The following is a 26,774-nucleotide window of genomic DNA, read 5'->3' as shown; positions in this document are numbered from 1 at the left end:
ATCGTCAACCGCGGATTCAACGACGAGTACGGGTTCTGGAACACCATCTGCACGTGCTGACGCAACGGACGCAACTCCCGCTCCGCCATATGCGTGATGTCACGGCCCTCGAACTCCACCGACCCCTCGGTGGGCTCCAACAACCGCATGATCATCCGCGACAGGGTGCTCTTACCCGACCCGGACTCACCCACCACACCCAGGGTCTCCCCCTTGTGCAGATCGAAACTGACCCCGCGCACCGCCCAGAAATCAGACGACCGGCCCCACGTACCACCGCGGACCCGGAACCGCTGCGCCACATCCCGCACACGCAACAACGGTTCGCCGTCGGTCGCGGCGGGGGTGAAGGCCTCGAAGGTGCCGGGGCTGGTGACTGCGCCCTCGCGCTTGTCCTTCTCGGCCCGGTCGGCGCGGTCCTGGGCGCGGCGCTCGGCCCGGGAGACCTCCACCCGCGGCACCGCCGCCAACAGGGCCTGGGTGTAGGGGTGCTCGGGCTCGGAGAGCACCCTGCGCACCCCGCCCCGCTCCACGGCCTGGCCGTGCTTCATCACGATGACCTCGTCCACCGAACCGGCCACCACGGCCAGGTCGTGCGAGACCAGGATCAGCGCCATGTTGAGTTCGCGGCGCAACTCGTCCAGCAGGTCGAGGATGCGCGCCTGCACGGTGACGTCCAGGGCCGTGGTCGGCTCGTCCGCCAGCAGCACCTTGGGGTCGCACATCAGACCCATCGCGATGACCACGCGCTGGCGCATACCGCCGGAGAACTCGTGCGGGTAGGAGTTGATCCGGGTGGCGGGCTCGGGGATACCCACCCGCTCCAGGGACTCGATGGCGCGCTTGCGCGCGGCCGCCTTGCCCGCCTTGGGGTGGTGTACCAGGTAGGCCTCGACCAGCTGGTTGCCGATCGTGTACTGCGGGTGCAGCGACTGCATGGGGTCCTGGAAGACCATCGCGATGTCGTTGCCGCGCATCGAACGCAGCTTCTTGTCGCTGGCGGCCACCACGTCCTGCCCGGCCACCTCGATGGCGCCGGTGATCTGGGCGCGGCTCCCCCGGTGCAGACCCATCAGGGCCAACGAGGTCACACTCTTACCCGAACCCGACTCACCCACGATGCCCAGGGCACCGCCGGCGGGCACCTCGAAGGAGAGGCCCTTCACCGCGTGGACGTCACCGTCCATCGTCGGGAAGGTCACCCGCAGGTTCTCCACGCGCACGACTGCGTCAGAGGCAGCCGGCGCCGGTCCGGTCGAGGCCATGTCACTTTTCCTTCGGTAGAGCTGGTCTGGGGTCAGCGCTGGTGAGCGCTGGGACGTGTTCGGTGGACACGCCCTACGTGGCGATCCGCACCCGCGGGTCGACGACGGGGTAGAGGAGGTCGACGATCAGGTTGCAGATGACGATGAACACCGCGCCCAGGAGCGTGACGCCCAGGACGACGGGCAGGTCCTTGGCGACGATCGAATCGATCGCGTAGGCGCCCACACCGTTGAGGGAGAAGACCTTCTCGGTGAGGATCGCGCCGCCCAGGACCATGCCGATGTCCAGCCCCAGGATGGTGACGATCGGGGTCAGGGTGGGTCGGAGGGCGTGCTTGAAGATCACCTTCCGCTCGCTCAGGCCCTTGGCCCGCGCGGTGCGGATGTAGTCCTCGTTCAGGGTCTCCAGCATGCCCGCCCGGGTCTGCCGCGCGTACTGGGCGGCGTGCAGGAACGCGAGGGTGATCCAGGGGAGGAGCATGACCTGGTACCAGCCGACCGGGTCCTCGGCGAAGGGCACGTAGCGCGAGACCGGGAACAGGCCCCACTCGTGGACCAGGAAGGCCAGGGCCAGCAGACCGGTGAAGTAGATGGGCAGGGACACGCCGATGAGGGCGGTGCCCATGGCCAGGCGGTCGAAGATGCTGCCTTTCTTGACCGCGGAGAGCACACCGACGGACACGCCGCCGATGACCCAGATCACCGCGGCGCCCAGGCCCAGGGACAGTGTGACCGGGAGGCGGTCCAGGAGCTGGGGCAGTACCGGGGAGTTCGTGGTGAAGGAGTAGCCCAGGCACGGGGCGGCGCACTCCACGGTCTCCCGGCCGAAGGTGAACTCCTGGCCGAAGAGCAGAGTGCGCAGGAAGTCGAAGAACTGGACCGCGATGGGCTGGTCGAGACCAAGGCGTTCCACTGTGGCGTCGAGCGCCTCCGGAGTGGGCGCCTTGCCCACGTACATCGCCGCCATGCCGTGCGGGGTGACGCCGGCCCAGCGGGGCAGGACGTAGAAGATCCAGAAGGTCACCGCCGTGACGACGGCGAGAAGCAAGAGGCCCGCACCAAGGCGGCGGAGAATATAGTTCAGCATCGCGGTCGGCGGCGGGGACGCCCCTGGGATCGCCAGGGGCTCCCCGCCGCTTTCACCTGCCTTCTCGTACTAGTTCAGGCTGGTATTCGGGAGCTAGCCCCGGTCCACACCGAGCGCCATGAAGTCGTACATCATGTACGCGGGCTGGTAGTAGGCGTTGGTGAGCTCGTCGGAGCGGTAGAGCAGCGCCTTGTTGAAGACCACCGGCAGGATGGCGGCGTTCTCCATGACGAGGGTGTCGATCTGCTCGTAGGTGTCGGCGCGCTCCTCCGGGTCCTCGGTCTGGAGGGCCTGGTCCCAGAGACCGTTGATCTCGGGGTCGTCCAGCTCGGCGGTGTTGAAGTTACCGGTCTCCATGATCGCGTCGCCGTGCGTGATCTTGGAGGCGAAGCCGTAGCCGGTGGGCCAGTCCGGACCCCAGCCGGAGACGCTCATGCCGATCTCGTTCTCGCGGACGAAGTCCCGGGAACCGGCGTACTGACCGAAGAAGTCGGCCGTGGGGTAGGTCTCGATGTTCACGTCGATGTTGACGCGGGCCAGGGATTCCTTGAGCGCCTCGGCGGTCTGGACGTCCTCATCGCTCTCGGCACGGGCGGCGATGGTGGTGCTGAAGCCGTCCTCCTCGCCGCACTCCTCGAGCTTGGCCTCGGCGGCCTCCAGGTCACCCTTGTTGTCCTCGGACGGGTACAGGTCCGAGTCGGGGTTCGAGCCCGGGATCGCCGGGGGGAGCAGGTTGGTGGCGATGTCACCACCGGGCTCGCCGCCCCAGGCGCGCCACAGGCTGTCGCGGTCGGCCGCGTACATGATGGCCTGGCGGCAGGCCACGTTCTCGATGATCGGGGTGTGGATGTTCACGTAGCGCAGGGCGCCGGTGTACGGGTTGTCCAGGTTGCCCTGGGCGGACTCGTCGTCGAGCAGGGTGCCCTTCATCGCCGCGCCGACACCCGTGCCGCGCGCGTCGACGTCGATGTCGCCGTTGACCAGGCGCTGGTCGATCTCGTCCTGGGCGACACCGATCTCGAGCTCGATGCGGTCCGGCAGGGCCGGACGGACGGGGTCGGTGGAGGCGTCCCAGTGCTCGTTGCGCTCCAGGTGCAGCTTCACACCCGGCTCGTACTCACCGTCGAACTTGTACGGACCGGAGGAGAGGACCTTCTCCTGGTAGAGCTCGCCGCGGTCGGCCTCGATCGGCACCGGAGCGGTCTGGACCTGGGCCAGCACGTTCGGGAACTCGGAGAAGGAGTCCTTGAGGTGGAAGACCAGCGTGTAGTCGTCCGGGGTCTCGATGGAGTCGAAGCCCGCGAGCGGGTCGCTGCCCTCGTAGACGTTGTGGTCGGCCTGGTCCAGGTGCGTGGCGAAGTACTGCGGGCCCAGGGAGAACGTGCCACCGTTGAAGTTGGAGCGCGCGATGGCGTACTTGATGTCCTCAGCCACGATCTCGGAGCCGTCCTCGTACTTGAGGCCCTCCTGGATCTGGATGGTCCACTTGGTGAAGTCCTCGTTGGGCTCCGGCAGGTCCGTCGCCATGTCGGGGATCAGGTCGGTGGCGGCCTCGCCCGGCTCCGGGTTGAAGGCCAGGAGGGTACGAGCGTAGTAGCGCTGGAAGTTCCAGCTCCACCCGTAGTACGTGTTGCCCGGGTCGGTGGAGTCGAAGTCCGCCTCGATGGCGTACTTGAGCGTACCGCCGGTCTTGTCGGAGGGGTTGACGATCTGGGTGGAGCCCTGATCGAACTCGTTCTCCGACGCGGAGTCGCTGCCGCCGGTGGCGGAGCCGCCGCAGGCGGACAGGAAGAGGGACGCCGCCGCGCCGAGCGCGACGAAGCCGAGGGTGCGTTTCCTCAAGGGAATAACCTCTCTGAAACTGGTGTGGGGATGGGCTGGACCCGCGGGTTGGTCCGCGTCCGCGCGGGGAGGGGTGTCCCGCCGCGCGCGAGCGCGGGTCAGTCCGAGGTCTTGGGGTCGAAGGCGTCGCGGAGGCCGTCACCGAACAGGTTGAACGCGAGCACGGTGATGAAGATGGCCAGACCGGGGAAGATGAAGAAGTAGGGCGCCGTCGCGTAGAAGGGCACCGCCTCGGAGAGCATCTTGCCCCAGCTGGGGGTGGGCGGGTTGATGCCCACACCCAGGAAGCTCAGGGCCGCCTCGAACAGGATGTTCGTGGGGATCAGGAGCGTGGCGTAGACGATGATCGGCGTGACCAGGTTCGGCAGGATCTCCTTGAGGAGGATGTGCCGGTTGCTGGCGCCGAGGCTCTTGGCCGCCTCCACGAACTCCCGCTCGCGCAGGGCGAGGGTCTGTCCGCGGACGATGCGGGCGACGTAGGGCCAGTTGAAGAAGCCGATGATGAAGACGATGACGCCGATCCTCAGGCCGTTGCCGGTGAGTCCGAGGACTCCCTCGGGGATGACGCCGACCAGGGCGATCGCGAAGAGCACCAGTGGGAAGGCCAGGAAGATGTCCATGGCCCGGCTGATGACGGTGTCGACCCAGCCGCCCATGTAACCGGCGATGATGCCGAGAACGGTGCCGAGGGCGACGCAGACCAGGGTGGCGAGGAAGGCGACCAGGAGGGAGATCTGGGCGCCGTACAGGATCCGGCTGAACAGGTCGCGGCCGGTGGTGGGCTCGACTCCGAGCAGGTGGTCGCCGCTGATCCCGCCCCAGCGGTCCAGGCCGAGTTCGGGGTTGTCGGGGTCCAGGTAGGGGATCCGCCGACTGGGGTCGATCAGGTCCTGGTGAAACTGGGTGGGCGGGTGCCCGAACCACTTGCTCAGCAGGGGCGCGAAGACCGCCGCCAGGATGAGCAGGACCACGACGATGCCGGAGACCATGGCTACCTTGTCGCGGCGCAGTCGCTGCCAGGCGATTTGACGCAGGGAACGGTTGTCGGCGTCGCTGCGACCCGAGGCCGACGCACCGGATTCCGGGTCGACCTCTTCGGTCGCCCCAGGGGCATGCGAGGGCGCGCTCATCAGGTCACCACTCTCCACTCATACGCTTCTGGCCGAGGGGACAGATCCCATGCGTGAGCCGCTCGGGGGGTGACCCTGCGGGGTCTCACGGTGGGGCCGGCCGGTTCTCGACTCGGGCTGGCGTGGGCGTTCGACCGACGGTGCGAGGGGATAGCCCGTCACGTCGGTACAGGTACGCGGCATGTGCGCCCGACTGAGGGGTTCGACACACTCGCGGACCGTTCCGCCCGGGATGTTACACAGCGACCAACTTACTCGCCCCTCAGACGCCCGTCGTCCAAACTTTGCCCATGTGGCCGAATCGTAACGAAAACTAATAAATGACCCACATGAGAACTAAAGACCTCAAAATGCGCATTCATCGGACGATCCGCGCTGAGCTGGGACGGAAGGCTGCTTCGCGCACCCCGAACAACGATACGACCACCGCCACACGCTTCATCCCAATTCGCCCGAGCTATGGCAAGTGCTATAAATCAGACCGTGTCGGTATGAATCCGTAACGTGAGGCGGGACACAGGAAAGCGGCCCCGCCGAAGCGGAGCCGCTCTCGTCGTGCAGCGGGCCTACTCGATGCCGTGTTTGCGCAGCAGCGCCTCGATGTCCTCGATGTCCTCGTCCCCGCCGGACTTCTTGCCCTGCTTGGGTTGGCTGCCCTGCTTGGGCTGGGCCCCGCCCACCTGCCCGGCGGCGGGCGGTGCGGGCTCCGCGGCGGCGGGCGCGTCCGTGCCCTGCGCCCTGGCCTGCGCCTTGTCCTGCGGCCGCGCACCCGGCTTGACCCCGATGCCCCTGGACTTCATGAAGCCCGAGACGACGTACAGGACCACCATCAGCACCGCGAGCGCCAGCCCCACCCACGACTGCAGCTTGAAGGCCATCGTCAGCAGGATCCCGAGGACCCCCAGCACGAACTCCATCACGACGTCCATCAGCATGAGGAGCCCGGCGACCAGGGGCAGCAGCGACCAGGCCACACCGCGCAGACCGTAGGCAGCGCCCTTCCTGCGCCACAGGAAGTAGGAGATGACGAAGCCGACCACCGCCAGGGCCGCCCCCAGCCCCACGCCGACGTTTTCACTCAGAGTCTCAGGCATGCGACCAGTCTCCCATCCGGCGCCCGAACACACATCCGGCCGATCCCCTAGGGCGGTTCACCCAGCTCACTCGGCGCGACGGCGCGGGCGCCACGTTCCTCTCCCCCACGCTACCCACCGGGGTGCCCGGCAGGAGGACCTCAGCGGTCGGCGACCAACGACTCCAGCCAGTCCAGGTCGACACCGACCAGGCTGTCCCGGAAGACCACGCCCGCGCGGGGCGGGATCTCCACGTGGTTGGGCACCGCGACCGTGACACAGCCGGCGTCGGCGGCGGAGGCCACACCGACCACCGAGTCCTCGACCGCCACACAGCGCTCCGGCGCCACACCGAGGCGGCGGGCGGCCCTGAGGTAGGGGTCCGGGTGCGGCTTGTTCGCGTCCACCTCGTCCCCGGCGACCGAGTCGACGAAGGCGTCCAGGCCGATACCCGAGATCGCCGTCTCCACCAGCGCACGCTCCGTCGAGGTCACCAGGACCAGCGGAACCCCGGCCCGGGACAGCGACGACACCAGCTCCCCGGCCCCGGGACGCACCTCGGCTCCGCCCTCCAGCTTGGCGAGGAAACGGGCGTACAGCATGTCCGCCACCTGCCGCGGGGTGAGGTGGTCGGCCCCGGTCAGCTCGATGATGTACCGCCCCACCGGCTCGGCCGCGTTGCCGACGTTGACCCGGTGGTCCTCGGCGGTCCACACACCGCCCAGTTCGGCGACCAGCTCGGCCTCGGCCTCCCCCCAGAGGTGCTCGCTCTCGATGAGGGTGCCGTCCATGTCGAACAGCACCGCCTGGAGGCGGCGCTCCCCCTCGACACCGGCCTCGGGCAGTTCGGAACTCACAGTGCTCAATTGGCTCATCTCGAATCGTGGCAGGGGTGGTCCCCACAGGGGGAGGCCCCACCGGCGACGGACACCGGTGGGACCTCCACGACCTCGGGGCCGGTCAGACGTTGAAGTATGTCGCCTCGGGGTGATGGATGACGATCGCGTCGGTGGCCTGCTCGGGAACAAGCTGGAACTCCTCGGACAACGACACCCCCACCCGCTCCGGCTCCAGCAGCTTCATGATCTTGGCCCGGTCCTCCAGGTCGGGGCAGGCGCCGTAGCCCAGGGAGAAGCGGGCGCCACGGTAACCGAGCTTGAAGAAGGCGTCCAGCTCGGCGGGGTCCTCCCCCGCGAAGCCCAGCTCGGCGCGGACCCGGGTGTGCCAGTACTCGGCCAGGGCCTCGGTCAGCTGCACGGAGAGGCCGTGCAGTTCGAGGTAGTCGCGGTAGGCGTTCCGCTCGAACAGCTCCGCGGTGGCCCGGCTGATCGCCGCGCCCACCGTCACCACCTGGAAGGAGACCACGTCCAGCTCCCCGGACTCCTTGGGCCGGAAGAAGTCGGACAGGCACAGGTGCCGGTCGCGGCGCTGGCGCGGGAAGGTGAAGCGGGTGCGCTCGGTGCTCCCGTCCTCGTCCAGCACGACCAGGTCGTCGCCCTCGCTGTAGCAGGGGTAGTGGCCGTGCACGACCGCGGCCTCCAGCAGGCCCTCGGTCTGGATCCGGTCCAGCCACATCCGCATCCGCGGACGGCCCTCGGTCTCCACCAGCTCCTCGTAGGTGGGTCCGCTGCCGCCGCGGGAGGCCTTGAGGCCCCACTGCCCCATGAAGGTGGCGCGCTCGTCGAGGAAGGCGGAGTACTCGGCCAGCGGGACGCCCTTGCTGATCCGGTCGCCCCAGAACGGCGGGACGGGCACCCGGTTGGTGGTGGACACGTCGCTGCGGGCGGGCATCTCCTCGGGCTCGGTGACCTTGAGGGCGGCGCCCTTCCTGACCCTGCGCTGGCGCAGCTCGGGGAGTTTCGCGCCCTCCTCGCCGCGCTTGACCGCCATGAAGGTGTCCATCAGGCGCAGGCCCTCGAAGGCGTCCTTGGCGTAGCGCACGTGGCCGCCGAACATGTCGGCCAGGTCCTGCTCCACGTAGGAGCGGGTGAGCGCGGCGCCGCCCAGGAGCACCGGGAAGCGCTCGGAGATACCGCGGGAGTTCATCTCCTCCAGGTTCTCCTTCATGATCACCGTGGACTTGACCAGCAGACCGGACATGCCGATCACGTCGGCCCGCTTCTCCTCGGCGGCCTCCAGGATCGCCGACACCGGCTGCTTGATACCGAGGTTGACGACCTCGTAGCCGTTGTTGGACAGGATGATGTCGACGAGGTTCTTGCCGATGTCGTGCACGTCGCCCTTGACGGTGGCGAGCACGATCCGGCCCTTGCCGTCGTCGTCGGTCTTCTCCATGTGCGGTTCGAGGTAGGCGACCGCGCCCTTCATGACCTCGGCGGACTTGAGGACGAACGGCAGCTGCATCTGGCCGGAGCCGAACAGCTCGCCGACGGTCTTCATCCCCGCCAGGAGGGTGTCGTTGACGATGGCCAGGGCCGGGCGCTCGGCGAGCGCCGCATCCAGGTCGGCCTCGATGCCGGTCAACTCGCCGTCGATGATCCGGCGCTCCAGGCGCTCCCACAGCGGCAGGGCGGCCAGTTCCTCGGCGCGCGAGGCCCGCATCGCCTTGGCGTCGACCCCCTGGAACATGTCGATGAAGGTCGACAGCGGGTCGTAGCCGTCCTCGCGCCGGTCGTAGACCAGGTCGAGGGCGACCTTGCGCTGCTCCTCGGGGATCTGGTTGATCGGCACGATCTTGGAGGCGTGCACGATCGCCGAGTCCAGGCCCGCCTGGACCGCCTCGTGCAGGAACACCGAGTTGAGCACGATCCGGGCGGCCGGGTTGACGCCGAAGGAGAGGTTGGACAGGCCCAGGGTGGTCTGCACCTCGGGGTAGCGGGACTTGAGCTCGCGGATGGCGTTGAGGGTCTCGAGGCCGTCCCTGCGGGTCTCCTCCTGCCCCGTGGTGATGGGGAAGGTGAGGCAGTCGATGATGATGTCGCCGGTCCTGAGCCCCCAGTCACCGGTGATCTCGTCGATGAGGCGGCTGGCCACCCGCACCTTCCAGTCGGCGGTGCGGGCCTGGCCCTCCTCGTCGATGCACAGGCCGACGACGGCGGCCCCGTGCTCGGAGGCCAGCTCCATGATGCGGGTGAAGCGGGAGTCGGGGCCGTCGCCGTCCTCGTAGTTGACCGAGTTGAGCACCGCGCGGCCGCCCAGCGCCTCCAGCCCGGCCTCCAGGACAGGGGGCTCGGTGGAGTCGAGCATGATCGGCAGGGTGGAGGCCGTGGCGAACCGGGAGGCGAGTTCACGCATGTCGCGCACGCCGTCGCGGCCCACGTAGTCGATGTTGAGGTCGAGCAGGTGGGCGCCGTCGCGGATCTGGTCCCGGGCCATCTCCACACAGGTGTCCCAGTCCTCGGCCAGCATCGCCTCCCGGAACTTCTTGGAGCCGTTGGCGTTGGTGCGCTCGCCGACCGCCAGGTAGCTGGCGTCCTGGCGGAAGGGGACGCTCTGGTAGAGCGAGGAGGCGGAGGGCTCCACCAGCGGCTTGCGGTTCTTGATCCCGCGCCCCTGCACCCGCTCGACGACCTGGCGCAGGTGTTCGGGGGTGGTGCCGCAGCAGCCGCCGGCCAGGCTCAGGCCGAACTCGGAGGTGAAGGTGTCGTGGGCGTCGGCCAACTCCTCCGGGGAGAGGTTGTAGACCGCGCCCTCGGAACCCAGCTCGGGCAGGCCCGCGTTGGGCATGCAGGAGATCGGGACGGACGAGTGGTGCGACAGGTAGCGCAGGTGCTCGCTCATCTCGGCGGGGCCGGTGGAGCAGTTGAGCCCGATCACGTCGATGCCCAGCGGCTCCAGCGAGGTCAGCGCCGCACCGATCTCCGAGCCCATGAGCATGGTGCCGTTGGTCTCGATGCTCACCTGGGCGATGATCGGCACGTCCCTGCCCAGCGCCTTGCGTGCGCGCTTGGCGCCGACCACGGCGGCCTTGACCTGGAGCAGGTCCTGGCAGGTCTCGATCAGGATGGCGTCAGCGCCGCCGTCGATGAGGCCGCGGTGGCACTGTTCGTAGTAGTCGCGCAGGTGCGCGTAGGCTGCGTGGCCCAGCGTGGGCAGCCGGGTTCCGGGGCCGACCGAACCCAGGACGTAGCGGGGCTGTTCGGCGGTGGAGTAGGCGTCGGCGGTCTCGCGGGCGAGGCGCGCGCCTGCCTCGGCGAGCTCGTGGGTGCGCTCCTCGATCCCGTACTCGAACAGGCCGCCGTAGTTGGCGGAGAAGGTGTTGGTCTCCACACAGTCGGAACCGACCTCGAAGAAGGCGGCGTGGATGTCCCGCACGATGTCGGGCCGGGTCAGGTTCAGGATGTCGTTGAGGCCCTCGTGTCCCTCGAACTGGTCGAGGTCGAGATCGTGCGCCTGCAACATGGTGCCCATCGCCCCGTCCGCAACGACCACGCGCTGGGACAGTGCTTCACGGAATGTCCGTCGATCTCTCATGTTCAGCAACTCTAGTCTCGGGGCGTGGTGGAACCCCAGTACGTCGCCCGTGACGAACGGCACTGGTACGGACCACGACGCGCTGCGGGTGGAAGCGGACGGGGACGTCGCTGTCCTGGTCAGTCGCTGGTCGCGAGGCTACCCCATCGACTGTTTCGCCACGTGAGACGGGTGTCCCAAAGTTATGAATGTTGCCTGAGGGGTCAGGCTTCCCGTAACGGTTTCCCGGCCGTGGCGGCACCCCATAGGGTGGTGTGCGTCCACGTCCAGGAAGGGGCCGTCCATGATCCAGCTCGACCGAGAGCTCGTCGAGCCTGTGATGGTGGCGGCGTTCGAGGGGTGGAACGACGCAGGCGAGGCGGCGAGCCTCGCCGTGGAACACCTGTCCGAGAAGTGGGGCGCGCGGGAACTGTGCGCCCTGGCGCCGGACGACTACTACGACTTCCAGGTGACCCGTCCGCGCATGACCGTGGTGGACGGGCGGCTGACCGAGATGGACTGGCCCACCACCCGGGTGCGGGTGGCCCGCCCGCCCGGTTCCCGGCGCGACGTCGTCCTGGTGACCGGCCCCGAGCCGAACATGCGCTGGCGTTCCTACACCGCCGACCTGCTCGCGATCGCCCGGGAGCTGGGTGTCCGGCGCGCCGTGGTCCTGGGTTCGCTGCTGGCCGACGCACCGCACACCCGGCCCATCCCGGTGACCGGGATGTCCTCGCCGCTGGAGCTGGGCAACCGGTTCGGGCTGGAGGCCGCCACGTACACGGGGCCGACCGGCATCGTCGGGGTCGTACACGAGACGTTCAGCTCGGTGGGTGTGGAGACGGTGTCGCTGTGGGCGGCCATCCCGCACTACGTGGCCCAGCCGCCCTGCCCGAAGGCGACCCTGGCCCTCCTGGGCTGGGTGCAGGACTTCCTGGGCGCGGAGGTCCCCCTGGGCGACCTGCCCGAGGACTCCGTGTCCTGGGAGGCCAGCGTCAACGACCTCACCGCCGAGGACGAGGACATCGCCGCCTACGTGCGGGGCCTGGAGGAGGCCAAGGACACGGTGGACCTCCCCGAGGCCACCGGCGACGCCATCGCCCGGGAGTTCGAGCGCTACCTCCGCCGCCGCGACGACGGCTGAGGCTCCGCCGGACGACCCGGGGTGGCCCGAATCACCGGACGAATGTCCCGAAGATCCCATCTGCCGTTACCTCACCTTTATGTCCTCTTGGCTACGTTGCGTGTGATGGCTCGCGGACCGGGGGGACTGAGCCAGGGTTCCGGGGCGCGTGGTACGGGGGTACACGCGCCCCGGACACGGGTTCGTCGCGCCCCGGGGCCTGGGACGAGTACCCTTCCCGACCGCGCGGGTGGGAGTTCTGGGGCACATTGTGAGGATCGCCTTCGTCATCGCGAACGGCTACGCCATGGGCGGCACGATCCGTACCGTCCACAACCTCGCCAGGGGGCTGTCGGACCGCCACGAGGTGGAGATCGTCAGCCTGGTGCGCAGGCGGGAGAAACCCTTCTTTCCCCCGGCCGACGGGGTACGGCTCGTGCCCCTGAGCGACTACACCGAGAACCCCCTGGTCGAACACCCCGGAGAGCGGACCCTCGCCCGTTGGGACAGCAGGGCCAGGGAGATCGTGCCCGAGGCGGAGCGGCGCCGGAACAAGAACTTCACCCCCGAGGCGGTCACCGGGTTAAGACGTTACCTGCGCACCACCAAGGCGGACGTGGTGATCGGGACCCGCCCGGGGATCAACCTGCTCCTCGCCGCCTGGGCGCCCCCCCGTGTGCTCACCATCGGTCAGGAGCACCTCAACCTGGCCGAGCACAAACCGGAGGTGCGCAAGGCGATCGCCAGCGCCTACCCGAAGCTCGGCGGCATGAGCGTGCTCACCGAGACCGACCGGGCCGCCTACGAGGAGCTGCTCGACACACCCGAGGGCTGGCTGACCGCCCTGCCCAACGCCCTGGAACCGGGTGAGCCGCCCCAGTCGGCGCTGGACGAACCGGTGATCGCCGCCGCGGGGCGGTTCTCCCCCGTGAAGCAGTACCCGCTGCTGGTGGAGGCGTTCGCCCACGTGGCCGCGGACCACCCCGAATGGCGGCTGCACATCCACGGCGGAGGCGACCGGGACACCGAGCTCCGCGAGACGGTGGAAAGGCTGGGTCTGACCGAACAGGTGAGTCTGAAGGGGCGGACCACCGACATGCTCGGCGAGCTGGCCAAGGCCTCCCTGCTGGCGGTGAGCTCCCGGGTGGAGGGCTTCGGGATGACCATCATCGAGGCCTTCTCCGTGGGCATCCCGGTGGTGAGCTTCGACTGCCCGCACGGCCCGAGGGAGATCATCGACCACGGCCGCAACGGCCTGCTCGTCCCGCCCCAGGACACCAGGGCCCTCGGCGAGGCCCTGTCCCGTCTGGTCTCGGACCGCGAGGAACGCCACCGGATGGGTGCGCAGGCCCTGGCCTCCGCGTCCGACTACCAGCTGGAGGACATCACCAAGCAGTGGGAGGAGTTCCTGGGGCGCCGACGGGCCGCCCTGCCGCGCCCGGGGCTCCTCGCCCGTCTGCGCGGGTGAGCATCCGCCGCGCGGACGACGGGGTTCGCGTGCTGCCGTACTGACGCGCCACCGCGGGGGCAGGGCCCGCAGTGGGCCCGCACCCCCTCCGCCCGCTCACAGACGCAGGTGGCGCCACTCCCCCGTGGCGAGGACGGCGGCCCAGGCTCCGGCGATGCGGGCCAGCCCCCGGCGCACCTCGTCGACGACGGCGGGCGCCAGGGGCGACTCCACCTGTTCGGCGGGTTCCAGGCGGACGGTGACGCGCAGGCCGTCCAGGACCTTCTGGGCGCGCCCGAGAACCTCGGGGTCGGGCCCGGAGTCGCGGTCGAGCAGGGAGCGGATGCCCTCGCGCAGGGTGATGGCCTCGTCGAGGTCGGCGAGGGTGATGGGGATGGCCCCCTCGGTGACGAGGCGGTGCTCCCGCAGGAACCGGGCGAGGTCGGCCCGGTCGGTGAGGACGCCACCGGTGGAGACGAAGTCCGCGATGAGTTCCGCTGCGGCGCTGGGCCGGGTGGGGGTGCTGGTCGTGGTCGTGGTCATGGGCGACATCCCATCACGCCGCGCGCCCCGGCGGTGGTGATTCGGCGATGTCGTGGCCACAGGTGGTCACCACGAACACGACACGAAGGTACGTATCGGAACTGCCGCACCAGGGAACCCGCACACCCGCTCCCAGGATCCCCGCCGCGTGCGGTCAGCCGGAGACGACCCGCTGGCCGTCCCGCGGAAGCGTCCGCCGGCGGCCTCGGAAGGGGCTGCGGGACTGGCGTGGCGTCCGGGGCGGCCGAGAACGGCGTGACTACACTCGTGCCCGCCCTCGGCCTGCTCTGCAGGAGAGCCGAACACCATCGCAGGAAGGTCAGTGCCATGACGTTCGCCCAGCCCCCGAAGGACCCGCTCCAGCGCGCACTGCTGCGCGCCCCGATCTGGATCTACCGGCTGGGCCTGGGCGACCTCCTGGGAGAGCGGCTCGTACTGCTCACCCACAGGGGGCGGACCACCGGCGAGGCCCGGCAGGCGGTCCTGGAGGTGGTGGGGCGCAACGACAACACCGGGGCGGTACTGGTGGCCTCGGGGTTCGGGAACCGTTCGCACTGGTTCCGCAACATCCTGGAGGAGCCGCGTGTGCTGTTCCAGATCGGCGGCCGGCGCCGGCGGGGCACCGCCGAGCCGCTGCCGCCGGAGGAGTCCGGGCAGGTGCTGGCGCACTACGCGCAGCGGCACCCGAGGGCCGCGTCCGCGCTGATGCGGGGGCTGGGCCATGACGTCGGGGGCGGCGTCCGGGACTACGAGCGCATCGGGTCCGACCCCGTCAACGGGGTCCCCGTGGTGCGGCTGGTCCCGGACGCGCCCGAAGCCGGCCTCCCCGGCTTCTCCGCGCCCCGGGGCGCGGACGTGCCGCGGCCCAGGAACTGAGACGGCGGTGGGCCGGGCAGGTGCCCGGCCCACCGCCGGGGCCCGTCCAGGGACGGGCCCCCTGGAGACGGACCCCTAGAGCTTGACGCCCAGCAGGGTGTCGACGGTGGCGCGGATCAGGCCGGGAGCTTCGGTGTCGCCGCCACCCTCGGCCAGCGCGACCCCGGCCCAGGCGTCCACGACGGCCAGCGCGGCCGGGGAGTCCAGGTCCTCGGCGAGTGCGGCGCGCACCGCGGCCAGCACCGGAGCCGCGTCCGGGCCCGATCCCAGAGCCGTCGCCGCGCGCCAGCGCCGGGCCCGCTCGTCGGCGGCGGGCAGCTCGGCGTCGGTCCACTCCCACGGGGAGCGGTAGTGGTGGCTCAGCATGGCCAGGCGGATGACGGCCGGGTCCACGCCCTGCTGGCGCAGCTTGGACACGAAGACGAGGTTGCCCAGCGACTTCGACATCTTCTCGCCGTTCAGACCGACCATGCCCACGTGCAGGTGGTTGTGGGCGTTGGGGCCTCCGGTGGCGCAGCGGGTCTCGGCGGCGCCCATCTCGTGGTGCGGGAAGACCAGGTCGTTGCCGCCGCCGTTGAGGTCGAAGGAGGGGCCCAGCCGGTCCAGGGCGATGGCGCTGCACTCGATATGCCAGCCGGGGCGGCCGCGGCCCAGGGGGCTGTCCCACGCGGGTTCTCCGGGGCGCTCGGCGCGCCAGAGCAGCCAGTCCAGGGGGTCCTTCTTGTCGGTGCGCTGCGGGTCGCCGCCGCGCTGGCCGAAGAGGTCGAGCATCTCCTCGCGGCTGAGGTTGCTGATCTCGCCGAACTTCGGTGCCGCCGCGGCGGAGAAGTAGAGGTCGCCGTCGAGTTCGTAGGCGGCGCCGGTCTCCCGGATGCGGACGGCGAGTTCGCTGATCAGGTCGACGGACTCCACGACGCCGACGTAGGAGGTCGGCGGGATGACCGACAGTGCGGCCATGTCCTCGCGGAAGACGTCGATCTCCCGGTGGGCGAGGTCGCGCCAGTCGACACCCGTCGCCTCGGCCCGCTCCAGGAGCGGGTCGTCGATGTCGGTGGTGTTCTGGACGTAGTTGACCTCGTGCCCGGCGTCCCGCCACACCCGGTTGGCCAGGTCGAAGGTCAGGTAGGTGAAGGCGTGCCCGAGGTGGGCCGCGTCGTAGGGGGTGATACCGCAGGCGTACATCCCCGCGGTGGAGCCCGGCGTCGTCGTCCTTATCCGTCCGGTGGCGGTGTCGTGGACACGAAGGGGGCCGCCGGTACCCGGCAGGGGAACGATGTCAGGCGCAGACCATGAACGCATACCGCGAAGCCTATCCGCACGTGCACGGGGCAAACGCACTGAAAGCGGGTGGCGCGCCGGGTGATGATCACCCCAGAACGGGCGGGAATACCCGCCCGGCGGCCGGTGGCGGGCTCAGCGCCCCTGGGCTGCCAGACCGGCCCAGACCCGGCCGATGAGCAGGGCGCTCAGCAGTGCGGTCGCGCCACACAGCGCCGCCAGGAACTCGTTGCCCAGGCGCCAGTGCAGGAGTGCGCCGCTGAAGGAGACGACGTAGAGCAACCAGTACGCCCCGTTTTCGATGAGGTTGCCGTTACGGCCCATGGTGGTGCCCCCTGCTGTGTACGCGTGCGTTCCACGCGATCCGACGGCGAGTACGTCGTCTCTCTCAGAGACGCCGCTGTCACCCAGGGGGTTTACGCGTTCCTTAGGTCGTGACCCACCCGACGGCGGGCCTCCGGACCGGCGCGCCCGTTCCGGGAGGGCGCCGTCCGGCCGAAGGCCCGCGAACCGGGGCTCGGAGTGCGGGGGGGCCGGGTCAGGGGTGGGCGGCGAGCTGGAGGTCGAGCAGGTCCAGGTCGGCGGAGCCCTGGGACGCGGGGTCGTCCATGACGGCGCGCAGGCGTCGGCGGAGGGGCGCGGCCTCACTCCGGCGGGTGACCGGCTCGGCTGCCAGGTACCCCTTGCCGGTGCGGGTGCCGGTCGGTGTCCGCAGGGTCCAGCCGGTGCGGTCGGCGGCGAGCAGCAGCCCGAGGGATCCGTCCTCGTGTACCCGGACCCACTGACCCACCAGGTCGGCGGGGTCGCGGAGGGGGCGGGTACTGGGCGTGGAGGCGGATCGGGCGCTCATCATGGTGGTTCCTCGGTGGGTCGTCGAACTGCTTTCCTGGGTGAAACGTTCCTCCACCGCGCCTATGACGCGCTTTCGGAAAACTTCCGGAAAAAGCACCATCTCCTGCCGCGACACGGTCCGCGCACCCCGGGCGTACGGCAGGATGGGGCCATGAACGACACCTCCCAGACCGAGACCGGGGCCGAGTCCGAGTTCGGGCCGTTCGCCCCCGGGGACGACGAGCGCTTCCGGACCAACGCGCTGATCGCACTCGTGGCCTTCGCCTCCCTGTCCGCCCTCGGCGTGCTGGCCTTCATCCTCTTCGCCTGATCTGTACCGGGGCCGGTGGATCGGCGTACCGATGGTGTGCAGGCGCAAGGCGCAGCGCTGCCCGGGGCACCGGTCCGCTTCCTGCCGTTCTGGCCCCCGTGCGTCACGAACGCTGCTGGGGCAGGGTCCCGTAGCTGTTCCGGTAGACCTTGCCGGGTTTGGGACGGGTGAACTTCAACCCGGCCCAGACCCCGTCGACGCGCAGGCAGATACTTTCGACCATCCCGAGGTCGTAACCGATGGCGATGACGCTCTTCATGTCGAGATCGGTGCCGTGGCGGCGCCCTTTGGGCCAGGAGACCCACAGCATGCCGCCCGGTGCCAGGTGGTCCCTGAGTTCGGTGAAGCCCGACCGCAGTTCCTGTCGACCGGTGGCGAACAGGTGCAGGTAGTCGAACGTCCCGGAGAGTGAGCCGGGCAGCTCCAGTTCAGGCAGCCGGAGCTCGGCGAGGGCCGTGTCGGGTGCGCCGACCAGATGGGCCCGGCTGCCCGCCCTGACCCCCACCTTCTGAGCGACGGTTCGCTGTGACATGGCGCCGAAGTTAGACCAGGGCACCGACAGCCCAGGGGCTCCCGGTTCGCGAGGAGGCCGTGAGAAGCGCACCGCCCCGCCTGTCCGAATCGTCGGACGCCTGTGCAAACCTGGGCACAGGGTCCAGTACGACCGCGGTTCGCCCACGACTCGGTTGAGATGGTTCGGGTGAGTGCGCCGCCGGAGACGCGAAAGCCCCCGCTGCGGCTCTGCGGCCGACCCGTGGTTCAGCAGGACTTCGCCATCCGTTCCGAACGAGCCGAGACGAAGGTGCGCCGTGTACGAATACCGCAACGACCCCGAGGTCACCTACACCATCCGTATCGACCCTCCTGACGGGTCCCCGTCGGACGAGGTGCGCATGACGGTGGGCACGAACAGCATCAGCGAGCATCTGGACGAGGCCGCGCAGGCGTTCTTCACCGCGCTCGCTGAGCACTACGACGTCAAGGTCACCCAGAGCGTGCGCGCCACCGGCACCCGCCCCGGCCTGGTGTTCCCCGCCGAGTAACCGCCCCTCGCCGGTGAAGGAGGATCCCGGGCAAGAGGACAGCGGCCTGGAGCCCTGGCCGAGTACGGACAGGCGCGAGCCGGAGGATCCCGCTTCCTGCCTCCCGACAGCCCGGGGTACAGTAAACCCGGGATAATGCTTCTGGTGAGCATTCGAGAAGGCCCCGACCAGCACGGTCGGGGCCTTCGTCGTTCGTCAACTACTGGCGGGCAGCGGTGCGCAGCAGCGCAGTCCACTCCGTGCCGGGGAACATGAGATGCCCGAGACCCCTGTTCTGGGTGTCACGCACGGCGGCACCGGACGGGAGGTCTGCGACCTCCACACAGTCCTGCCCTTTCGCCGAGCTGTAGGACGACTTGCGGAAGCGCAGGTGGGATTCGCTGGTGAACATTGTGTCCTCTAGTCGAGCTGGTCTAGCTGATGCTGGATCCATGCCCGGGAGTCCTCCACACTGAGCGCGGCCGCCTGCACGTGGTCCAACACCGTCTCGTAGAGCGTAATCTGCTCCGGGTCCTCCACAAGCAGGCCGGACCCACCCGTCTGCTCGGCGTACACGGCGGACGGGTCGTCCGGGAAGTCAAGGATGACGAAGGACCCGTCCATCCCAGCATGCGGACCCACCGCATCCGGCAGGACCTGGATACGCAGGGACGGCCGCTGCACAGCGAGCAGATGCCGGATTTGATCGGCCGCAACCTCAGACGGAAGTTTGCGGAACGCCGTTTCGTCAACGATCGCCCACAAACGCGGGGCGTCCGCCCGGGCGAGGATGTGCTGCCGCATCATCCGCACTTCGACGCGACGGTCGACCTCTTCCTCATCGGTGACGCCACCGGCTCGGATCATCGCGCGGGCGTACCCCTCGGTCTGGAGCAGACCCGGAAGGTGTTGCACCTGGTATGTGCGGATCCGGCTGGCCTCGGTCTCCAGGTCGATGTAGGTCCCGGCACCCAGGATGTCCCGATACCCGAACCACCATCCGCTCTTGGCGGCCTCGCGAGCCAGCTTGCGGTAAGCCTCCCGCTCGTCGGTGTCGGTCACACCGTAGACGTCGAGGAGAACCTGAAGGTCTGCGTCCCGGACGCGCAAGATCTTCCGTGTCTCGATGCGCGTGATCTTGGCTTCGAACCAGCTTTTCTCCGGCGCGCGCTTCTTGGCTTCGGCCGCGGCCTGCTTCGCCGTGAGCCCTGCTTCTTCACGCAGCCGGAGCAGCTGGCGGGCGAGGCGTCGCCGTCGAAGAGTCGGGCTGGCTGCCACGTCGTCGCTCCTCCGTGGAGTGGGTTGACCTGCTGAGCCTACGCTCCGCACCGATTTTTCAGACATTCCACGCGTCCTTCGCCCCTAGCAGTCTGTCGCGTCTTAAATCGTCGCACGCGAATGAAATCGAATCTTGCGGTTTTGAAAGTCTTGGGTCACGATGGGAGCTCACCAGAAGTCGCCGGACCTCCCATCCGGCACCTGACGAAGGAGCAGCGCCATGTCGCGCTACCTGAACCTGTCCGAGCTGGCGCACGTGCGCTGGCTCGCCTCCGAGACCATGCGCCGCCGTCGCCCCCGCCGAGCCGGACGCGTACGCGCCTACGCCGCCAAGCCGCGCGCCCTCTCCGGGAGCCGGTCGCCGCGCCCGCCCCGTCCTCCGCTGGTTCCCTCGCCCCGGCGGCCGTTGGACACCGCTCCCCTGGACGTCCTGCACGCTGTGCTGGCCGGGCTGCACCGGCTGGGGGTGTCCCTCTGATGTTGGACACGCACACCTGTGACCTGCTGGCCGCCGCCGAGGAGGCCCTGCACCCGCCCGCTCACCTGCCCCCGCGTCTGAGGGTCCGGTGGTACTCCCGCACCCTGCGTCACCGTCTCCCCCTGGTCCGCGAAGCCCTGCGGACCGCACACCGGGACGGCGACCTCGAACTGGCCACCCACCTGATCGACCAGGCCGTCACCGACCACCCCACCGCCTCCGCTCCTTGGCGTGCGGCGGCACGCACCTGGGCGCGGACTCGGCTCAGGCCCCGGGACAACCCCCGCCAACACCCCCTGGCGGCATGGCTGGACTCCCGGAGCCGGAGGTGGACCAGGTGAGCAACGAACTCCCCGTCCCCGAACGGGTCCTGTGCGACCTGCTGCACCGCCACTGGCGGATGACCGTCGAAGGCCAGGGCCCCGACGCCCGGTTCGTGGCCCACCGGCCGATCGGCTGGACCGGCGAGGGCGACCCCTTCGAGCGGATCACCGCCCCCACCCGCACCGAACTCCTCCGCCTGCTCGCCCACCGCCACCTCGGGGCTGCCAGGACCACGCCCGAAGCACGACCCGCACCCGACCCGGATCCGCCCGCGCCCGCCCGCTGACCCACCCCCGACAACCCTCGAACCCCGCGCGCCCGCTGAGGCCCCTTGCACCGGCAAGCCCGGCGGGCGCGCGGCCCACATCCACGTCCCCACGCGAACCCCTCCCTGGCAGCGAAAACGCGTTCCAGTTCGCCTTACGTCCCCACCTGGGATTTCGGCATGGGTACACGGCCGGGCGCCGAAGGATTCCGCGAGGGCGCTTCCTCCACCGGATTCACGAGATGAACTTGAAAAATGGCACCCATGAGAAGGCGACTCGACCTTCGCGCGCTGGGCCCGCGCCCGGGTTCCACGGCACGGTTGGCGCACCACGGACCCGGGCAAAGCTCTCCCCCACCACCGGCCATAAGCGCGTTGTGTACTCAGTCCGGGTCAGTGGCAGGAGTTTGGGGTGCGTGTCGGGGGGAGGCGGTGCCCCCCTCTTGGGAGCGGTATCCCGCAACGCTTCCGGGACGACTGTTCCACCAGTTCAGGAGGTCACCTAGGCGGAATTTAGCCCGTGTGTACGGCGGAAGACGGTCATGACGGTAGCCCTCGACGGTATCGGGCAGAGCGTCGGGGGTTTTGCGCTTGTACTGGGAGACGGTACTGCGGTTGAGGCCGATGAGGGTGGCGAAGCGGCCAAGGGTGACTTCACTGTTGGGGTCGTGACCGGACAGCTCCACGGGTTTGTTTCGGCGGGGTTCGAAGGGGGCGAGTTTGACGGGGTCGTAAAGGCCGACCTGAACACTGCCGCGCGTGATGGGGGGACGGTTGTTCCACCAGGTGAGGAGGTCGCCCAGCCGGTAACGGTGGGTGGGTCGGCCTCGGGTGGGCCGGGTGGGCGGCGGAAGGGGGTCGGGGAGCAGGCTGGGATCCTTGTCCCGGGTCTGGGTGATCAGATGCGCGGAAACGCCGAGGACCCGCGCGAAACCGGTCAGGGTGACTTCACTGTCGGAGTCATGGTCGGGCAGGTCGATGGGCTCAGCGTGTTGATAGCGGATGAGGGTGCGGGTGGTTTCGGGAGCGGGGAAATCATCAACCTGGTAGGGGAGCTGGCGTAGGGCGTAGCTTTCACTCAGGCCGTGTTCGCGAGCCCATTCCGCGAGGGTGACCAGGCGAGTGGGTTCGTCGGGTGAGAGCATCAGGTTTCCATGGGTAGAATGGCGGCGTCTCTTGCTCGCTAACGCGAGTGCGGGGTTTTCGCGGGACGGCCCGGGGTACCACCCCGTTTTCGGGGCCCCGGCAAGGGGACTCGGGCCGTCCTCTTTTCCTTTCTTCCAGCACTTCTCATCGTATTCCTTTATGGTGTGGGTTCGCTGCGAATCCCCACAGCTCTCCCAGTGCCCCACCCGGAACGGATCCTGTGCGACCTCGTCCAGCGGTCCCCTCTTCCACCGTGGCCGGAAGTAAAATTCTGACGTTCTCCCATGTCAGCCCCGGTTCCGAGTCGTACCCTTGATTCAAGGAGGGCGTCACGGCCACCGGAACGCCCCGACAACACCTCTTCACAGGGCACACTCGCCCCGCGCGACCCGGACACGGCACGACACACGCCGACGCCGCCCAGTCCCCTCCTCGGGACACGGGCCCCCGGGCGAGGACGCGGGGGGAAGTATGAGTGAGGCAACCACAGTCCGGCTCGATCCAGGCGCGTTCGGAGAGCTGCGGGAGTCCTTCCACGGGCGGCTCGTCCGCCCGGAGGACCCGGACTACGACACCGACCGACGTATCTGGAACGCCTCCATCGACCGGCGACCCGCGCTGATCGCCTTCTGCACCGACTCCGACGACGTGGCCTCGGCGCTGCGCTTCGCGACCCTGACCGGCCTGGAGGTCGCCGTGCGCAGCGGTGGCCACAGCTTCCCCGGACAGTCGCTGACCGAGGGCGGGGTGGTGATCGACCTGTCCGCCATGCGGAAGATCCGGGTGGACCCGGAACGGCGCACCGCCCGGGTCCAGGCCGGCACGCTCCTCGGTGAGCTGGACCAGGCGACGCAGCGCTTCGGGCTGGCCGTCCCCTCCGGGGTCGTCACCCACACGGGAGTGGCCGGCCTGACCCTGGGCGGCGGTATCGGCTGGCTGATGCGCAGGTACGGGCTCACCATCGACCAGCTCACCGGGGTGGACCTGGTAACCGCCGGCGGAGAGCAGGTGCGGGCCGACGCGTCGGAGAACACCGACCTCTTCTGGGGTGTGCGCGGCGGCGGGGGCAACTTCGGCGTCGTGACCGCGTTCGACTTCCGGCTGAACCCGGTGGGTCCCATCGTGCTGGCGGGTCCCATCGTCTGGCCCATGTCCGAGTCGGCACGGCTGCTGCGCTTCTACCGTGAATGGATCGCCGAGGCGCCGGACGACCTGACCACGGCGGTCGTGCACCGCAAGGCGCCGCCGCTGGACTTCATCCCCGCCGAACTGCACGGCACCCCGGTGGTCATGGTCGTCTGCTGCTGGGCGGGATCCGTCGAGGAGGGCGAGCGGTTCCTGCTTCCCCTGCGCCGGTTCGGGCACCCCGTCCTGGACCTGTGCGCGCCCAAGCAGTACACCGACCACCAGGCCATGTTCGACGCGTCCTTCCCGCACGGGCGGTGGTACTACTTCAAGTCCCGCGACGTCGCCGCGCTCACCGACGAGGTGATCGAGCTGACCGCCCACCACGCCGCACGGTTCACCTCACCGATGACCGCCTTCCCGATCTTCCAGCTCGGCGGGGCCATCAGCCGGGTGGGTGAAGAGGAGACCGCCTTCTCCGGACGCGACTCCGGGCACACGTTCAACATCGGCGCGACCTGCGCGACCAGTGCGGGTTTCGACGAGGAGCGAGCCTGGGCGCGCGGGTTCTGGTCCGCCCTGGCCCCCTTCGAGTCGGGTTCCTACGTCAACTTCCTGATGGACGAGGGCCCCGAGCGCGTCCGTCAGGCGTACGGACCGAGGAAGTACGCACGGCTGTCCGAGCTCAAGCGCCGCTACGACCCGGACAACGTGTTCCACCTCAACCAGAACATCAGTCCGGACGGCGCGGTGTGAGGGCCGGTGTTCGAGGCCGGAAGCTCCTGCGGTGCACCGGTGCGGCGGTGTCCGGTCCACACCACCGGATGGCCCCCTGCGCAGTGAGCGCGTCACGGCCGTGATCGTGCGCCGCGGGGCGGAGGTGCCGCACCACAGGAATCGGCCCCTCCCCACATGGGTGGGAAGCACTGTATGGCCGCCGAGCGGGAAAAGGGTGTCCTCCACCTGCCCGCGCCCCTCCCGCGCTGCTGCACCTTCACCGTCAAGACGGCTGGACCATCATGTCCACCCGCTGGGGGAAATTGTTCAGGCGCCCAGAAGGGCCTCATGGGAGCCAGCGAAACACTTTCCTACCTGTGACAACTCCGCGAGGAACTTCCCGGGAACCTCAACTCCGAATCTGCCCCCTCACCCGAGCCAGGCTCATCGGAGACCTCCTGACCGAGCTCGGTGACATTGAGGTCGCACTCAAGGAGGTGCGACGTCCTGCCGTGACCGAGCTCCGAGAGCAGGGGCACGCTGGGCGCGCCCTCGCCTCAGAACTCGGCCTCAGCCCCGCCCGGATCGACCAGATCTCCAAAGGTAAACGGGCATAACGGAAACACCCGATCTAACGTGATGCCAGATCGGGCACGATGCTGGACGGGTCACCCGGCATGGCCGTACAGATACTGCCAGAAGTACACGATCATCCAAGGATAAATGGGCTGATTTGACCAAAGAATTAAGAGGAAATTTGTGCTTGACGGCTGTTGTGTGGCCTGGATAAAGTCTTGATGCCTCATTCACTCGAACTGAAAGAGAAATCTTGAAGCGATCATTGATGGTGCTTCTTGCTGCGCTGCTCCTCCCCGCGACACCCGTCGCGCACGCAGAGCAGGTCACCCAGGAGGCCTCCGTAGAGGTCACCATCTACGACAATGGGCGCATTTTCGAGACCGGAAGCAAGACCGAGCGCATGGCCGGAGAAACATCGACCAAACTCTCCAACGGCCTGCTTTCCGTTCGCGCCAACAACTGCAACTACGTTCGAGTGAGCTATGCCAAGCACTCCGGAACACCCATTGACCTGCAGTTCGGATGGTTCTCGGGAAACGCCGGAGAAATTAGTGGCACAAAGCGTAACATTTCGGCCGAGGACACTGTGAGTGAGACCTGGAGCCAGGTTCGGATACCCGGAAAAGTTGTCGGATACATGGAAGTCGAGGGCCAGGGAAGGTACCAGACCCCTCCGGTTTCCTGCGACTGAGAAGCGGAGCTAGTATCGCATGTGGCAAATTCTTTTCTATCTGAGTCCTCCTGTATTTTTGGCAGCGATTACCGTTGCCGCGCTTGTGGCGTTTGGTGGTGTCTTGCTCAAGAAGAAGGCTCCGCGACTCATGGAAAAGGGTGGATTCCTTGTGCTTGCGATCGCTGTCTTCGCCTGTATGGCTGTGCTCGTGGAGCCGGTCGGCGGTTGGGCTTCGGTCGGCCAGGGAGGCATGAGCCTCAGCCTCACCCCGTTCGGGTTTGTCTTCGGCGACCATGTCACGGATAACTCCCTGCACTGGGAAGAGTGGATGCTCAACATCCTCTTGTTCGTCCCGCTGGGCATCGTGGCTGCCCTGACGATCGCCAACCGATGGGGACTGTGGCTCTTCGGGCCGGTGCTGTCCCTGGCCATCGAAGTCGGACAAGCGGTACTCGCCACCGGACGCCAGAGCGCACTCGATGACCTGCTGGCCAACAGTGCTGGTTACTTCATCGGTGTGGCCTTCGTACTCCTGGCTCAGCGAATCCTCACCCGCCAGCACCAACCAGAGCGAGCGACCACGTGAGCGAGTTCCCCGAGTGACGCGCTGTCGGCAGCTTCGCCCGGGGAACATCCCGCCCCCGCGTGCACTGCTCACCTCACAGGACCAGGGCCAGCAGGCACAGATCGCGACGGGGAGCGTCCCCGTCCCCACCACGGATACCGAGGCCCACAGAACGGCGTGATCCCCTACGGGGTAGGCGATCCGGCTTGCGGAGCGCTCCACGCAGACAGGACAATTCGGCTGCGATCAGCGTTCACCCCCGTGAGGAAACACAGGTACCCATGCCGGACACGCCCCCCGTCGACACGACCACCGCACACTCTGCCCGGGTTTGGAACTACTGGTTGGGCGGCAAGGACAACTACCCGGCCGACCACGAGGTAGGCGACTACGTCCTCCAGGCCTATCCCGAGATGGTCGAGGCGGCCCGCGCCGACCGCCAGTTCCTCATCCGCGCCGTCACCCACCTGGCCGCGCAGGAGGGCATCCGTCAGTTCCTCGACATCGGGACCGGCCTGCCCACGCACAACAACACCCACGAGGTCGCCCAGTCCGTCGCTCCGACCTCGCGCGTGGTCTACGTCGACAACGACCCCCTGGTCCTGGCCCACGCCCGTGCCCTGCTCACCAGCAATCCCGAGGGCGCCACTCACTACATCGACGCGGACCTGTGCGAACCGGCCACCCTCCTGGCCCGGGTCGGCAAACACCTGGACTTCTCCGAACCCATCGGATTGACCATCCTGGGCACGATGGGTCACTACGCGGGCGAGCAGGCCTACGACCTCGTGCGGGCCTATGTCGGGGCTCTGCCTGCGGGCAGCTTCTTGGCCCTGTGCGACGGCACCAGCACGAGCGAACCGATGATCGAGGCCGCACGGCGGTGGAACGACACGGCGCCGTTGCCCTACAACCTGCGCACGCCCGAAGAGATCGCGCGCTTCTTCGAGGGGCTGGATCTGCTGGAACCCGGCGTGGTGTCCGCGACGATGTGGCGGCCGCAGGACTCCGAAGTGGGACGCGTCCGCAAGGTCGACCAGTACGGAGGGCTCGCGCGTAAGCGTTGAGCACGCTGGGCGGTGAGTTCCACCAGTCCATCCCCACGTGCGTGGGGCTCACGTGGTGCGCCGGGAGGGCGGACCGCACCCGTGCGGTCCATCCCCACGTGCGTGGGGCTCACGTCTCCAGTTCCTCCGGGGTGGCCTCCAGAACCGGTCCATCCCCACGTGCGTGGGGCTCACCGGGCCCTGCACCGCGAGCCCGAACTCGGACTGGGTCCATCCCCACGTGCGTGGGGCTCACGTCGGGGGCGGTCTCGATCGTGACCTGGGCGGCGGTCCATCCCCACGTGCGTGGGGCTCAC

27 protein-coding genes and 1 CRISPR repeat array are annotated in these 26,774 nt (G+C 68.7%); of the genes, 12 read left to right on the top strand and 15 right to left on the bottom strand.

What is annotated here, in order from left to right; all coding sequences use genetic code 11:
* The 7 genes from IE195_RS08015 to metH all read right to left on the bottom strand — a co-directional run.
* A partial coding sequence (locus IE195_RS08015; protein ID WP_191269166.1) for an ATP-binding cassette domain-containing protein occupies nt 1-1,265 on the bottom strand: 1,265 nt, incomplete at its 3' end.
* Between the two features lie 73 nt (nt 1,266-1,338).
* A complete protein-coding gene (locus IE195_RS08010) occupies nt 1,339-2,352 on the bottom strand; it encodes an ABC transporter permease (protein ID WP_191269164.1) in 1,014 nt (337 codons plus the stop codon).
* Between the two features lie 93 nt (nt 2,353-2,445).
* A complete protein-coding gene (locus IE195_RS08005) occupies nt 2,446-4,194 on the bottom strand; it encodes an ABC transporter substrate-binding protein (RefSeq protein ID WP_191269162.1) in 1,749 nt (582 codons plus the stop codon).
* Between the two features lie 98 nt (nt 4,195-4,292).
* Nucleotides 4,293-5,324 (bottom strand): ABC transporter permease, encoded by a 1,032-nt coding sequence (locus tag IE195_RS08000; protein WP_191269160.1) that lies wholly within the window; start codon nt 5,322-5,324, stop codon nt 4,293-4,295.
* Nucleotides 5,325-5,890: 566 nt separating this feature from the next.
* A complete protein-coding gene (locus IE195_RS07995) occupies nt 5,891-6,418 on the bottom strand; it encodes a cellulose synthase (RefSeq protein ID WP_225942455.1) in 528 nt (175 codons plus the stop codon).
* A 140-nt stretch (nt 6,419-6,558) separates the two neighbouring features.
* Nucleotides 6,559-7,272 (bottom strand): HAD family hydrolase, encoded by a 714-nt coding sequence (locus IE195_RS07990; RefSeq protein ID WP_191269158.1) that lies wholly within the window; start codon nt 7,270-7,272, stop codon nt 6,559-6,561.
* An 85-nt stretch (nt 7,273-7,357) separates the two neighbouring features.
* Nucleotides 7,358-10,831: a methionine synthase gene (gene metH, locus IE195_RS07985; RefSeq protein ID WP_191269156.1), complete on the bottom strand. Its 3,474-nt coding sequence runs from the start codon at nt 10,829-10,831 to the stop codon at nt 7,358-7,360.
* A gap of 283 nt (nt 10,832-11,114) precedes the next feature.
* Between metH and IE195_RS07980 the strand changes: the two genes are divergently transcribed.
* Complete coding sequence (locus IE195_RS07980; protein WP_191269154.1) at nt 11,115-11,954, top strand: PAC2 family protein; 840 nt, start codon at nt 11,115-11,117, stop codon at nt 11,952-11,954.
* Nucleotides 11,955-12,204: 250 nt separating this feature from the next.
* Nucleotides 12,205-13,401: a glycosyltransferase family 4 protein gene (locus tag IE195_RS07975; protein ID WP_191269152.1), complete on the top strand. Its 1,197-nt coding sequence runs from the start codon at nt 12,205-12,207 to the stop codon at nt 13,399-13,401.
* 96 nt (nt 13,402-13,497) lie between these two features.
* Here IE195_RS07975 and IE195_RS07970 read toward each other — a convergent pair whose 3' ends face one another.
* The gene (locus tag IE195_RS07970) at nt 13,498-13,923 is read right to left on the bottom strand and encodes an ABATE domain-containing protein (protein WP_191269150.1); all 426 of its coding nucleotides are present in this window, start codon (nt 13,921-13,923) and stop codon (nt 13,498-13,500) included.
* Between the two features lie 327 nt (nt 13,924-14,250).
* On the opposite strand from IE195_RS07970, the gene IE195_RS07965 reads away from it, so the two are divergent.
* On the top strand, nt 14,251-14,799 hold the full coding sequence (locus IE195_RS07965) for a nitroreductase family deazaflavin-dependent oxidoreductase (protein WP_191269148.1): 549 nt from the start codon (nt 14,251-14,253) through the stop codon (nt 14,797-14,799).
* 75 nt (nt 14,800-14,874) lie between these two features.
* Here IE195_RS07965 and mshC read toward each other — a convergent pair whose 3' ends face one another.
* From mshC to IE195_RS07950, 3 genes are all read right to left on the bottom strand, one after another.
* On the bottom strand, nt 14,875-16,098 hold the full coding sequence (gene mshC, locus IE195_RS07960; protein ID WP_191269146.1) for a cysteine--1-D-myo-inosityl 2-amino-2-deoxy-alpha-D-glucopyranoside ligase: 1,224 nt from the start codon (nt 16,096-16,098) through the stop codon (nt 14,875-14,877).
* A gap of 114 nt (nt 16,099-16,212) precedes the next feature.
* A complete protein-coding gene (locus IE195_RS07955) occupies nt 16,213-16,401 on the bottom strand; it encodes a hypothetical protein (protein WP_191269144.1) in 189 nt (62 codons plus the stop codon).
* A 214-nt stretch (nt 16,402-16,615) separates the two neighbouring features.
* Nucleotides 16,616-16,927 (bottom strand): hypothetical protein, encoded by a 312-nt coding sequence (locus IE195_RS07950; protein ID WP_225942456.1) that lies wholly within the window; start codon nt 16,925-16,927, stop codon nt 16,616-16,618.
* Nucleotides 16,928-17,080: 153 nt separating this feature from the next.
* Here IE195_RS07950 and IE195_RS07945 point away from each other — a divergent pair, with 153 nt between their 5' ends.
* On the top strand, nt 17,081-17,239 hold the full coding sequence (locus IE195_RS07945; RefSeq protein WP_191269140.1) for a hypothetical protein: 159 nt from the start codon (nt 17,081-17,083) through the stop codon (nt 17,237-17,239).
* A gap of 103 nt (nt 17,240-17,342) precedes the next feature.
* Here IE195_RS07945 and IE195_RS07940 read toward each other — a convergent pair whose 3' ends face one another.
* Nucleotides 17,343-17,771, bottom strand: a complete 429-nt coding sequence (locus tag IE195_RS07940) for a hypothetical protein (RefSeq protein WP_191269138.1) — start codon at nt 17,769-17,771, stop codon at nt 17,343-17,345.
* A 277-nt stretch (nt 17,772-18,048) separates the two neighbouring features.
* Here IE195_RS07940 and IE195_RS07935 point away from each other — a divergent pair, with 277 nt between their 5' ends.
* Nucleotides 18,049-18,282: a hypothetical protein gene (locus tag IE195_RS07935; protein ID WP_191269136.1), complete on the top strand. Its 234-nt coding sequence runs from the start codon at nt 18,049-18,051 to the stop codon at nt 18,280-18,282.
* A 199-nt stretch (nt 18,283-18,481) separates the two neighbouring features.
* Here IE195_RS07935 and IE195_RS07930 read toward each other — a convergent pair whose 3' ends face one another.
* Both IE195_RS07930 and IE195_RS07925 read right to left on the bottom strand, forming a co-directional pair.
* Nucleotides 18,482-18,673, bottom strand: a complete 192-nt coding sequence (locus IE195_RS07930; RefSeq protein ID WP_191269134.1) for a DUF397 domain-containing protein — start codon at nt 18,671-18,673, stop codon at nt 18,482-18,484.
* 8 nt (nt 18,674-18,681) lie between these two features.
* The gene (locus IE195_RS07925; RefSeq protein WP_191269132.1) at nt 18,682-19,539 is read right to left on the bottom strand and encodes a DUF5753 domain-containing protein; all 858 of its coding nucleotides are present in this window, start codon (nt 19,537-19,539) and stop codon (nt 18,682-18,684) included.
* A gap of 220 nt (nt 19,540-19,759) precedes the next feature.
* Between IE195_RS07925 and IE195_RS07920 the strand changes: the two genes are divergently transcribed.
* Genes IE195_RS07920 through IE195_RS26085 form a run of 3 tightly spaced genes read left to right on the top strand, consistent with a single transcriptional unit; the run spans nt 19,760 to nt 20,627 of the window.
* A complete protein-coding gene (locus IE195_RS07920; protein WP_191269130.1) occupies nt 19,760-20,017 on the top strand; it encodes a hypothetical protein in 258 nt (85 codons plus the stop codon).
* A complete protein-coding gene (locus IE195_RS26090; RefSeq protein ID WP_225942458.1) occupies nt 20,017-20,358 on the top strand; it encodes a hypothetical protein in 342 nt (113 codons plus the stop codon). The genes IE195_RS07920 and IE195_RS26090 overlap by 1 nt, the downstream gene beginning before the upstream one ends.
* Nucleotides 20,355-20,627: a hypothetical protein gene (locus IE195_RS26085; RefSeq protein ID WP_225942459.1), complete on the top strand. Its 273-nt coding sequence runs from the start codon at nt 20,355-20,357 to the stop codon at nt 20,625-20,627. Before IE195_RS26090 ends, IE195_RS26085 begins: the two co-directional genes overlap by 4 nt.
* Before the next feature lie 362 nt (nt 20,628-20,989).
* Here IE195_RS26085 and IE195_RS07910 read toward each other — a convergent pair whose 3' ends face one another.
* Nucleotides 20,990-21,751 carry a hypothetical protein gene (locus tag IE195_RS07910; protein ID WP_191269128.1) on the bottom strand — a complete coding sequence of 254 codons (762 nt, stop codon included), beginning with the start codon at nt 21,749-21,751 and terminating at the stop codon, nt 20,990-20,992.
* A gap of 472 nt (nt 21,752-22,223) precedes the next feature.
* Between IE195_RS07910 and IE195_RS07905 the strand changes: the two genes are divergently transcribed.
* The 4 genes from IE195_RS07905 to IE195_RS07890 all read left to right on the top strand — a co-directional run bounded on the left by IE195_RS07905 (nt 22,224) and on the right by IE195_RS07890 (nt 26,478).
* Complete coding sequence (locus IE195_RS07905) at nt 22,224-23,633, top strand: FAD-binding oxidoreductase (protein ID WP_191269126.1); 1,410 nt, start codon at nt 22,224-22,226, stop codon at nt 23,631-23,633.
* A 790-nt stretch (nt 23,634-24,423) separates the two neighbouring features.
* On the top strand, nt 24,424-24,864 hold the full coding sequence (locus IE195_RS07900; protein ID WP_225942460.1) for a hypothetical protein: 441 nt from the start codon (nt 24,424-24,426) through the stop codon (nt 24,862-24,864).
* 19 nt (nt 24,865-24,883) lie between these two features.
* Nucleotides 24,884-25,432, top strand: a complete 549-nt coding sequence (locus IE195_RS07895) for a VanZ family protein (protein WP_191269124.1) — start codon at nt 24,884-24,886, stop codon at nt 25,430-25,432.
* Nucleotides 25,433-25,692: 260 nt separating this feature from the next.
* Nucleotides 25,693-26,478: an SAM-dependent methyltransferase gene (locus IE195_RS07890; RefSeq protein ID WP_191269122.1), complete on the top strand. Its 786-nt coding sequence runs from the start codon at nt 25,693-25,695 to the stop codon at nt 26,476-26,478.
* 24 nt (nt 26,479-26,502) lie between these two features.
* Nucleotides 26,503-26,774: a CRISPR direct-repeat array (repeat unit 28 nt; unit sequence GGTCCATCCCCACGTGCGTGGGGCTCAC).

Source organism: Nocardiopsis terrae (genome assembly GCF_014651695.1).
Taxonomy (GTDB): domain Bacteria; phylum Actinomycetota; class Actinomycetes; order Streptosporangiales; family Streptosporangiaceae; genus Nocardiopsis; species Nocardiopsis terrae.
Note: the sequence above shows the minus strand (reverse complement) of the source record. Positions and strands in the feature narration are given on the sequence as shown.

Excerpts from the sequence above, each read along its gene's own strand:
- IE195_RS26090 (WP_225942458.1), top strand. The coding sequence starts at position 20,017 with ATGTTGGACACGCACACCTGTGACCTGCTGGCCGCCGCCGAGGAGGCC.
- IE195_RS07890 (WP_191269122.1), top strand. The coding sequence starts at position 25,693 with ATGCCGGACACGCCCCCCGTCGACACGACCACCGCACACTCTGCCCGG.
- IE195_RS07945 (WP_191269140.1), top strand. The coding sequence starts at position 17,081 with ATGAACGACACCTCCCAGACCGAGACCGGGGCCGAGTCCGAGTTCGGG.
- IE195_RS07940 (WP_191269138.1), bottom strand. The coding sequence starts at position 17,771 with ATGTCACAGCGAACCGTCGCTCAGAAGGTGGGGGTCAGGGCGGGCAGC.
- IE195_RS07965 (WP_191269148.1), top strand. The coding sequence starts at position 14,251 with ATGACGTTCGCCCAGCCCCCGAAGGACCCGCTCCAGCGCGCACTGCTG.
- mshC (WP_191269146.1), bottom strand. The coding sequence starts at position 16,098 with ATGCGTTCATGGTCTGCGCCTGACATCGTTCCCCTGCCGGGTACCGGC.
- IE195_RS07970 (WP_191269150.1), bottom strand. The coding sequence starts at position 13,923 with ATGACCACGACCACGACCAGCACCCCCACCCGGCCCAGCGCCGCAGCG.
- IE195_RS07980 (WP_191269154.1), top strand. The coding sequence starts at position 11,115 with ATGATCCAGCTCGACCGAGAGCTCGTCGAGCCTGTGATGGTGGCGGCG.
- IE195_RS07995 (WP_225942455.1), bottom strand. The coding sequence starts at position 6,418 with ATGCCTGAGACTCTGAGTGAAAACGTCGGCGTGGGGCTGGGGGCGGCC.
- IE195_RS08010 (WP_191269164.1), bottom strand. The coding sequence starts at position 2,352 with ATGCTGAACTATATTCTCCGCCGCCTTGGTGCGGGCCTCTTGCTTCTC.
- IE195_RS07895 (WP_191269124.1), top strand. The coding sequence starts at position 24,884 with ATGTGGCAAATTCTTTTCTATCTGAGTCCTCCTGTATTTTTGGCAGCG.
- metH (WP_191269156.1), bottom strand. The coding sequence starts at position 10,831 with ATGAGAGATCGACGGACATTCCGTGAAGCACTGTCCCAGCGCGTGGTC.
- IE195_RS07955 (WP_191269144.1), bottom strand. The coding sequence starts at position 16,401 with ATGGGCCGTAACGGCAACCTCATCGAAAACGGGGCGTACTGGTTGCTC.
- IE195_RS08000 (WP_191269160.1), bottom strand. The coding sequence starts at position 5,324 with ATGAGCGCGCCCTCGCATGCCCCTGGGGCGACCGAAGAGGTCGACCCG.
- IE195_RS07910 (WP_191269128.1), bottom strand. The coding sequence starts at position 21,751 with ATGCTCTCACCCGACGAACCCACTCGCCTGGTCACCCTCGCGGAATGG.
- IE195_RS07920 (WP_191269130.1), top strand. The coding sequence starts at position 19,760 with ATGTCGCGCTACCTGAACCTGTCCGAGCTGGCGCACGTGCGCTGGCTC.
- IE195_RS07950 (WP_225942456.1), bottom strand. The coding sequence starts at position 16,927 with ATGAGCGCCCGATCCGCCTCCACGCCCAGTACCCGCCCCCTCCGCGAC.
- IE195_RS07930 (WP_191269134.1), bottom strand. The coding sequence starts at position 18,673 with ATGTTCACCAGCGAATCCCACCTGCGCTTCCGCAAGTCGTCCTACAGC.
- IE195_RS07990 (WP_191269158.1), bottom strand. The coding sequence starts at position 7,272 with ATGAGCCAATTGAGCACTGTGAGTTCCGAACTGCCCGAGGCCGGTGTC.
- IE195_RS07905 (WP_191269126.1), top strand. The coding sequence starts at position 22,224 with ATGAGTGAGGCAACCACAGTCCGGCTCGATCCAGGCGCGTTCGGAGAG.